This is a genomic window from Diplocloster agilis (assembly GCF_019042275.1).
Classification (GTDB): domain Bacteria; phylum Bacillota; class Clostridia; order Lachnospirales; family Lachnospiraceae; genus Diplocloster; species Diplocloster agilis.
The window spans coordinates 1-7,180 of sequence record NZ_JAHQCW010000076.1 but is presented as its reverse complement, the minus strand read 5'-3'; the positions used below and the strand labels follow the sequence as shown (position 1 = coordinate 7,180).

The following is a 7,180-nucleotide window of genomic DNA, read 5'->3' as shown; positions in this document are numbered from 1 at the left end:
AAAAGAACCCGGCCGCCCGGAGCGTCTCCGGATACTGCCCGCGGTTCCAAGCCCTAAGCGGCGGACATACGGCCTGCCCAATCCCGAGGAAGAACCTTCATATGGAATAGTAATGCGTTTTTTTAATATAGGATCAACAACGCCGGACGGCGGTTTTGTAACGAATTCGTTCAAAACTGCCGCCTTATTTTTTGCATAGAATAGCTCGTCTATGGAATCAAGAACATCCTTCTCTGTATTTCTACAAAATCCTCCAGGAAAACGCACAAATACATTGACAAAGAATACAAGGTTTCTTATAATAAAGGCAACTTATTAAACATGTTCAACAACTTAAAGAAAGTGAGAGGGCAATGCAATGAAGAAAGGAATTGGAAAAGCAATTGTAGGTGAGTGGAGTACGAAGACGATCGTTACGATGGCAGTGGGAGCTGCTCTGTACGGCGTGCTGATGATGTATGGGTCGATCCCCATATTTTCACAGACGAATCTGTCAACGGCCATGATTGTACCGGTAGTCGTAGGAGGAATGTATGGAGCGCTTCCGTGCAGCCTGACCCTGCTGATCGGTAACATCATCGCGGACCTGATCGGCGGTAACGGCATGTGGTTTGACTGGTCCATCGGAAACGCGGTTCTGGGATTTTTCGTAGGCCTGCTTCCGGTATATGGCGCTTACATAACAGAAGGTATTTTCAAAGTGAAACATGCGGTGATCTACGCGATTTTATGTATCATTGGAAATGTAATCGCATTTGGTCTGATTACCCCTATCTTTACTTATCTGTTCTACGGCGGCGAGTTAAAAGTTACTTTTATTATGGCTGGATTTGCTACGGTTGGTAACATCGCAGTATTGTTGATTGTAGGGATTCCCGTATTGTTCCTGCTGTCAAAGAGATATGCATCCAGATCAAATCTGAGAGAAGAATAGGATAAGAAAATGAAAAAGGCTTTGATCGAATTTAAAGACTTCACTTTCCAGTATAAGGTGCAGTCAAAACCGACTCTTCATGATATCAACCTGACGATTTATGAAGGCGAGAAAGTTCTGATCCTGGGACCCAGCGGAAGCGGAAAGTCCACACTTTCCAACTGTATCAACGGGTTGATTCCTTTTTCAGAAAAAGGAACGATCAAGGGATCACTGAAAGTAGACGGAATAGAGACGAAAGAGGCCAGTATATTTAAACTGAGCAAAGTAGTCGGAACGGTACTCCAGGATTCGGATGCCCAGTTTGTGGGGCTGTCCGTGGGCGAGGATATCGCGTTTGCATTGGAAAATGAAAATATGCCCCGTTCCGAGATGATACCTAAGGTAGAAGCCACGGCTCAAATCGTCGGTATGGGAGAGTTCCTGGAGCATCTTCCCTATTCGCTGTCCGGCGGACAGAAGCAGAAGGTGGCATTGGCCGGAGTCATGCACGACAAGGTGAAAGTGCTGATCTTTGACGAACCGCTGGCGGCCCTGGATCCCCATATGGGCATGGTGGCGGTGGATCTGATCGACCGGATCTGCAGGGATCAGAACAAGACGGCGATCATCATCGAACACAGGCTGGAGGATGTGCTGTACCGGCCGGTGGACCGGATTATCCTGATGGCGGAAGGCCGTATCGTGGCCGACATGTCGCCGGAGGAGCTGCTCCGGTCGGAACTGCTGGATCAGTACGGAATCCGGGAACCCCTGTACCTGACCGCGATGAAATACGCGGGCTGTAATCTGCAGAATCAGGAGGGAATCTCCGATCTGGCACAGATGCAGCTGACGAAGGAGAACCGGGACAAACTGGAGGAATTCTTCCGCCGGCAGACAGATGCCTATAAGCCGGAGCTTGGAGAGCCGGTCATCGAGGTGGAGGATGTGGACTTCGCCTATGACAAAGATGTGGTAGTAAGAAATGTTAACTGCTCGATCAGAAGAGGCGAAAAGTTGGCGCTGATCGGGAAAAACGGCGCCGGAAAAACGACGCTGGCCCGTCTGGTCTGCGGGATCAACCGGCCCACAAAGGGGCGGATCAAGATCCGCGGAAACGACTATATGGCCCTGTCCATCAAAGAGATCGGTGAATTTATCGGTTATGTCATGCAGAATCCGAACCAGATGCTGGTGAAGGATATTATCCACGACGAGGTGGACATGGCGCTTAAACTGCGGGGCTATCCGCAGGAAGAGGTGGAAGCAAAGACAAAACGCGCTTTGGAAATGTGCGACTTATATTCCATGCGGAACTGGCCGGTCAGCTCAGTCAGCTATGGCCAGAGGAAAAGAATCACCATTGCCACGGTTATGGCGCTGGAACCGGATGTGATTATTCTGGACGAGCCCACGGCCGGACAGGATTACAGGCATTACGTTGAGATAATTGAATTTATCAATCAGCTTAACTCAGAGTTTGGAAAGACAATCATTCTGATCACTCACGACATGCATCTGGCCATTGAAAACACCGATCGTGCGATCGTGTTTGCCGATGGGGAAATCATTGCCGACGATCACGTGTTCCGGGTGCTTTCCGATGATGACGTGATCACCCGCGCCAGCTTAAAGCAGACATCCCTCTATACGCTGGCTTGTATGCTGGGTGTTTCACCGGAAGAATTTATTTCCCATTTTATTTCTTATGAGAGGATGGTGAAGGCCGGTGAATAATAAATTTATCATCAATTTCCAACCCGGAGACACAGTATTACATAAGCTGACAGGCGCTACGAAGGTACGTCTGTTCGTAGTGCTGACGGTGTATCTGATCATGTCCTGGGATCTGCGGCTGATCCTTCCGGTGGCTATTGCCGGAGTGGTAGGTCTGTTTTCCCTGAAGCCAAACTGGAAACCGATCAAGTTTATGTTTGCGTTTATCGTCATATTGAACTTGTTCAACCTGTTTCTGTTTTACATTGCCGACCCGGATATCGGAACAAAGTTTTGTGCTTCGAAAACCGTGCTGGCCCAGTTTACCGATTACTTTTATGTAAGCGGGGAGACACTTTGGTATCTGTTTACCAGATTTATAAAAATTATAGCGTCCTTTATGGTTTCCATCGTGTTTATCCTTTCCATAACCCCGTCGGAATTTGCCGCAGGCTTATATTCCATTAAAGTCCCCTATAAGATCTGTACTGTTGTGGAACTGGCTTACCGCTGTATCCCTGACATCGTGAGGGATTATCAGAATATTTCCACCAGTATGCAGGCCAGAGGCGTTGAGATGGATAAAAAGAAGACGAAGCTGTTTGCCAGACTGAAACAGGCGGTGTTAATCATTGTCCCCCTTTTATTTTCATCGTTTGATAAGGTGGGTAATATAGCCAACGCCATGGACTTGAGGGGTTATGGAAAGTTAAAAAAGAGATCCTATTATGCGGAACATGAGATGACAAAGGCGGATAAAGTATTTAAAGTGGTTTATATCGTTGGACTGCTGATCTGTATCGCCTATATTGCCTATAAAATGTTCTCTCCGAATTATTTGCAACTGTGGTATCCGTTTGTCTAAAAAAAGGAGGTTTTCGTATCATGAAACCAGCAATTGTCATGCAGACAGATTTTACGGCTGATACCAGCGCTGTCTGTACTATGTACGGAGTCTGCCAGATGGTGGATCCGGAACTGCGTCTGTTTAATAATAACCACGCGATTCCCAGTTTTGATACTTTTTCTGCGTCGATTAACCTGGATTATGTGGTGGATTTTTGGCCGGCCGGCACTGTGTTTGTATCTGTGGTGGACCCGGGTGTCGGAACCTCCAGGAAAGCCAGCGTTGCCAAACTGAAAAACGGCCAGTATGTGGTATCCCCGGATAACGGTTCCTTAACCCATGTGGCGAAAAAAGTGGGAATCGAAGAAATCCGTGAAATCGATGAAACCGTAAACCGCTGGCAGCCCACAAAGGCGTGCAGCATCTTCCACGGACGTGATCTGTTCGCTTACTGCGCGGCCAAGCTTGCCTCCGGCGTAATCACATTCGAGCAGGTGGGACCGGCTTATCCGGTTGAAGATGTGGTGCTGCTGCCGATCGTAGAGCCGGAAGTGAAAGAAGACGGCACCGTATGCGGGATGATTCAGGCAGCGGGAGAGCATTTCGGGCTGGTGTCCTCCAATATCCCTTATGAGATGCTGGAGAATACAGGCGTTGCCTACGGCGATACGGTGGAGGTAGTGATCTGTCACGGCGGCGAAGAGAAATATCATGATAAAGTTCCATATTTTAAATCCTTCGGCTATGTCTCAGAAGGAGAACCGGTTGTCATGACCAGCGAATCCCTCACGGTCCAGATCGCGCTGAACCTTAAAAATTTCGTAAAGGTATATGGGATCGGACAGGGCCCTGAGTGGAAGATTTCTTTCCGCAAGTGTTAAGGACAAGCAGTACCGGTAAGGTTATACCTGGATGTGCGAACATGCACAGATGGAGGATAATATGAGTAAATCTTTTGTTGTATTACAGACCGACTTCGGTCTGAACTGGGGAGCGGTAGCTTCCATGTATGGGGTGTGCAAGCAGGTGGATCCGGGTCTTGAGATCTATGACCTTTCCCATACCATCGAGCAGTTTAATACCATGGCGGCTTCGTCCTGCCTGCAATATACGATCAAATACTGGCCGAAGGGTACGGTTTTCGTATCCGTCGTGGATCCGGGAGTCGGAACGGCCCGGAAAGCCAGTGTGGCAAAGACCTCCAACGGCTACTATATCGTCACTCCGGATAACGGAACCCTGACTCATGTGAAAGCCATGTACGGGATCGAGGAAATTCGGGAGATCGACGAGACCGTCAACCGGTATCCGGGTTCTGAGAAAGTAAACATTTTCCATGGACGGGATCTGTTTGCCTACTGCGGAGCCAGACTCGCCGCGGGAGTTATTTCCTTTGAAGAGGTAGGGCCGTCTTACCCGCTTTCGGATATCGTCGTACAGGAACTCACCTATGGAAAGACCGGTGACGGATATGCCGAGGGACAGGTCGACGAGGCTTTGGAGAAATTCGGAAATATCAGTACGAATATTTTAATTGAAGATTTTGAAAAGACAGGTATCGTTCAGGGAGACATGGTCCGCATTCAGATTAAAAATGAGGATCAGGTTGTGTATGACGAGCCTGTGCTCTACCACCGGTCCTTTGGATTTGCTGAAATCGGCGATCCGGTTCTGTTTAACGGATTGGCATCCTTTGTTGCGCTGGGACTGAATCAGCGAAGCTTTGCGGAAAAATATCAGATCAAAGGCGGGAAGGGCTGGACGATCCGGATCGATAAGATCCGTCAGTAGTTGTTCATACAGGGACTGTCATTCCGCCTGTGGCGGGCTGCGCAGCGGCATCTGGCTTTCGGCCGCGGCGGTTCTTTTGTGACAGTCCCTTTTTCTATGGGAGGAATAATGAATGCTTAAAAAGTGTGGAAGCGAAGATAAGGGGATTCTGACCGGTTATTTGAGTAAGGAAAAGGAATACAATACGTTTTTGCTGGCGGATGTAAATGCCTATGGTTTTGACGCCGATTGCCAGGATGTCTGGATGGATTGGGAAGAGGGCAGATGTACCGGGGTGTTTTTGAGATTTTATACCAATCTTCTGGTTTATACACAGGAGAAGGAGTTAAATGCCGCAAGCCTGGATTTTATTTTGAAAAATCATGAAATACTTGTTATAATGGGAAAAAGCAGTCTGTTTGCCCCATTGGAAACAAAACTGGAAAAAGAATACCGCTGCTGTCAGAAGCAGTTATATAGATTGGAAAGCCGGGAGCTGTTAAAGCCGCATTGCCCGGAGGTTACGCAGGCGGGCGTAGCGGATGTGGATGAGGTCTTTGCATTCCTGGGCAGCATAAAGGAGATCAGCGGCTTATACACGTCGAAGGAGATGATCCGGGACCGGATCGCCAATCAGGATGGAATTCATCTGATGATCCGCAAGGACGGGAGAATGATATCCCACGGCAACAGTACGACCGGGTCAGAGCATACGATCATGATCGGCGGAGTGGCTACAGAGCCTGCGTATCGCAGACAAGGGTATGCCTCCTGTGTGGTATCCGCCTTGTGTGAGTATATTTTAAATCAGGGAAAGACGCCCTGCCTGTTCACGGGAGAAGGGGCGGACGCTTTGTTTGCAGGGCTTGGTTTTGAAAAGCTGGGCGGGTGGACAACGCTGGAAAGGATCTAAGGTTACCAATGGATAATAATAACATTAAGACACTGGGGAACAGCAGAATACCATCCTACGTACCGATCTATGATATGTTGTACTCGGATATCATCAACGGGGTGTACGAGTCCGGTTCACAGCTGCCGGGGGAAGCTTTCCTGGCCGAAAAATACGGGGTCAGCCGGAATACGCTGAGGCAGGCCCTGACAGTTCTGGTGGAGGACGGCTTGATTACCAAGGTGCAGGGCAAGGGGACTTTTATCACCTACGACAAGGACAAGACTAGCACGATGGAGGCTATGTTCAATCCGATGATCACCTGCTGCAAGAATCAGGTGGAGGATGTGGATACATACTACAATTTCGGTCCGGCTACGGAAGTCGGGCAGCGCAAGCTGGGGCTTCGGCCCAGTGAGATTGTTCTCGCCAGCAACAATGTCTATTATGCCAAACAAAAGCCGGTGGGCCATTCCTTTATGCAGATTCCGGTAAAATATATCGATGAGCTGAACGTGGATCTGAATCAGGAGGAGGAAGTCAGCGAGCTGATCAACAAACGGATTTTCGAGATGGCGGCCTCAGTCCAGATGTCCATCAAACTGGTGTACGCCGAAGAAAATGTTACGTCCTTTCTGAAGATTCCCAATGAGACGCCGATTATTTTCATCGAAGAGATTCTCTACAACAAAGATAACGCCGCGATAGTGCGTTGCAAGTTCTATTTTATCCCCGAGGAATATGATATCGTGTTCCGGGATTGAGTGGGGACGGCCAGGAACGGTACTTCCCTGGGGTTGGGTATGCCCGTTTCGGTATGCCCGTTTCTCAGCGGCCAACGGCCATGGCGGTATCCGGGCCGGGGAATGATCCCGGTTCCGGGGCGCTTTGGTGTCTCGCCGGGAGCGCGGAGGGCTTAAGCTGTGGCTACGCTAAGTGAAATCGGAAAGCCGGGTTCAGGAACCGAGCCTATTCACCAGGAACACATGATGTGTTCCCGGTTCAGAGGCTCTTGCCCGTCGGACGTGAAGTCCGCCGT

7 protein-coding genes are annotated in these 7,180 nt (G+C 49.1%); all 7 read left to right on the top strand.

The genetic code is table 11. The features are described from left to right. The first annotated feature begins 358 nt into the window (after nucleotides 1–358). Complete coding sequence (locus KTH89_RS24410) at nucleotides 359–934, top strand: ECF-type riboflavin transporter substrate-binding protein (RefSeq protein WP_158348812.1); 576 nt, start codon at nucleotides 359–361, stop codon at nucleotides 932–934. Nucleotides 935–943: 9 nt separating this feature from the next. Then, nucleotides 944–2,653 (top strand): ABC transporter ATP-binding protein, encoded by a 1,710-nt coding sequence (locus KTH89_RS24405; protein WP_158348813.1) that lies wholly within the window; start codon nucleotides 944–946, stop codon nucleotides 2,651–2,653. After that, nucleotides 2,646–3,497, top strand: coding sequence for an energy-coupling factor transporter transmembrane component T family protein (locus KTH89_RS24400; protein ID WP_158348814.1), 852 nt, complete (start codon nucleotides 2,646–2,648; stop codon nucleotides 3,495–3,497). The genes KTH89_RS24405 and KTH89_RS24400 overlap by 8 nt, the downstream gene beginning before the upstream one ends. 20 nt (nucleotides 3,498–3,517) lie before the next feature. After that, on the top strand, nucleotides 3,518–4,360 hold the full coding sequence (locus KTH89_RS24395; RefSeq protein WP_158348815.1) for an SAM hydrolase/SAM-dependent halogenase family protein: 843 nt from the start codon (nucleotides 3,518–3,520) through the stop codon (nucleotides 4,358–4,360). A 61-nt stretch (nucleotides 4,361–4,421) separates the two neighbouring features. Beyond that, nucleotides 4,422–5,270 (top strand): SAM hydrolase/SAM-dependent halogenase family protein, encoded by an 849-nt coding sequence (locus KTH89_RS24390; RefSeq protein WP_158348816.1) that lies wholly within the window; start codon nucleotides 4,422–4,424, stop codon nucleotides 5,268–5,270. 112 nt (nucleotides 5,271–5,382) lie between these two features. Further along, a complete protein-coding gene (locus KTH89_RS24385; RefSeq protein ID WP_158348817.1) occupies nucleotides 5,383–6,162 on the top strand; it encodes a GNAT family N-acetyltransferase in 780 nt (259 codons plus the stop codon). 8 nt (nucleotides 6,163–6,170) lie between these two features. Next, a complete protein-coding gene (locus KTH89_RS24380; RefSeq protein ID WP_158348818.1) occupies nucleotides 6,171–6,905 on the top strand; it encodes a GntR family transcriptional regulator in 735 nt (244 codons plus the stop codon). The last annotated feature ends 275 nt before the right edge of the window (nucleotides 6,906–7,180 follow it).

Coding starts and splice junctions, on each gene's coding strand:
- KTH89_RS24410 (WP_158348812.1), top strand. CDS start 359: ATGAAGAAAGGAATTGGAAAAGCAATTGTAGGTGAGTGGAGTACGAAG.
- KTH89_RS24405 (WP_158348813.1), top strand. CDS start 944: ATGAAAAAGGCTTTGATCGAATTTAAAGACTTCACTTTCCAGTATAAG.
- KTH89_RS24395 (WP_158348815.1), top strand. CDS start 3,518: ATGAAACCAGCAATTGTCATGCAGACAGATTTTACGGCTGATACCAGC.
- KTH89_RS24390 (WP_158348816.1), top strand. CDS start 4,422: ATGAGTAAATCTTTTGTTGTATTACAGACCGACTTCGGTCTGAACTGG.
- KTH89_RS24385 (WP_158348817.1), top strand. CDS start 5,383: ATGCTTAAAAAGTGTGGAAGCGAAGATAAGGGGATTCTGACCGGTTAT.
- KTH89_RS24380 (WP_158348818.1), top strand. CDS start 6,171: ATGGATAATAATAACATTAAGACACTGGGGAACAGCAGAATACCATCC.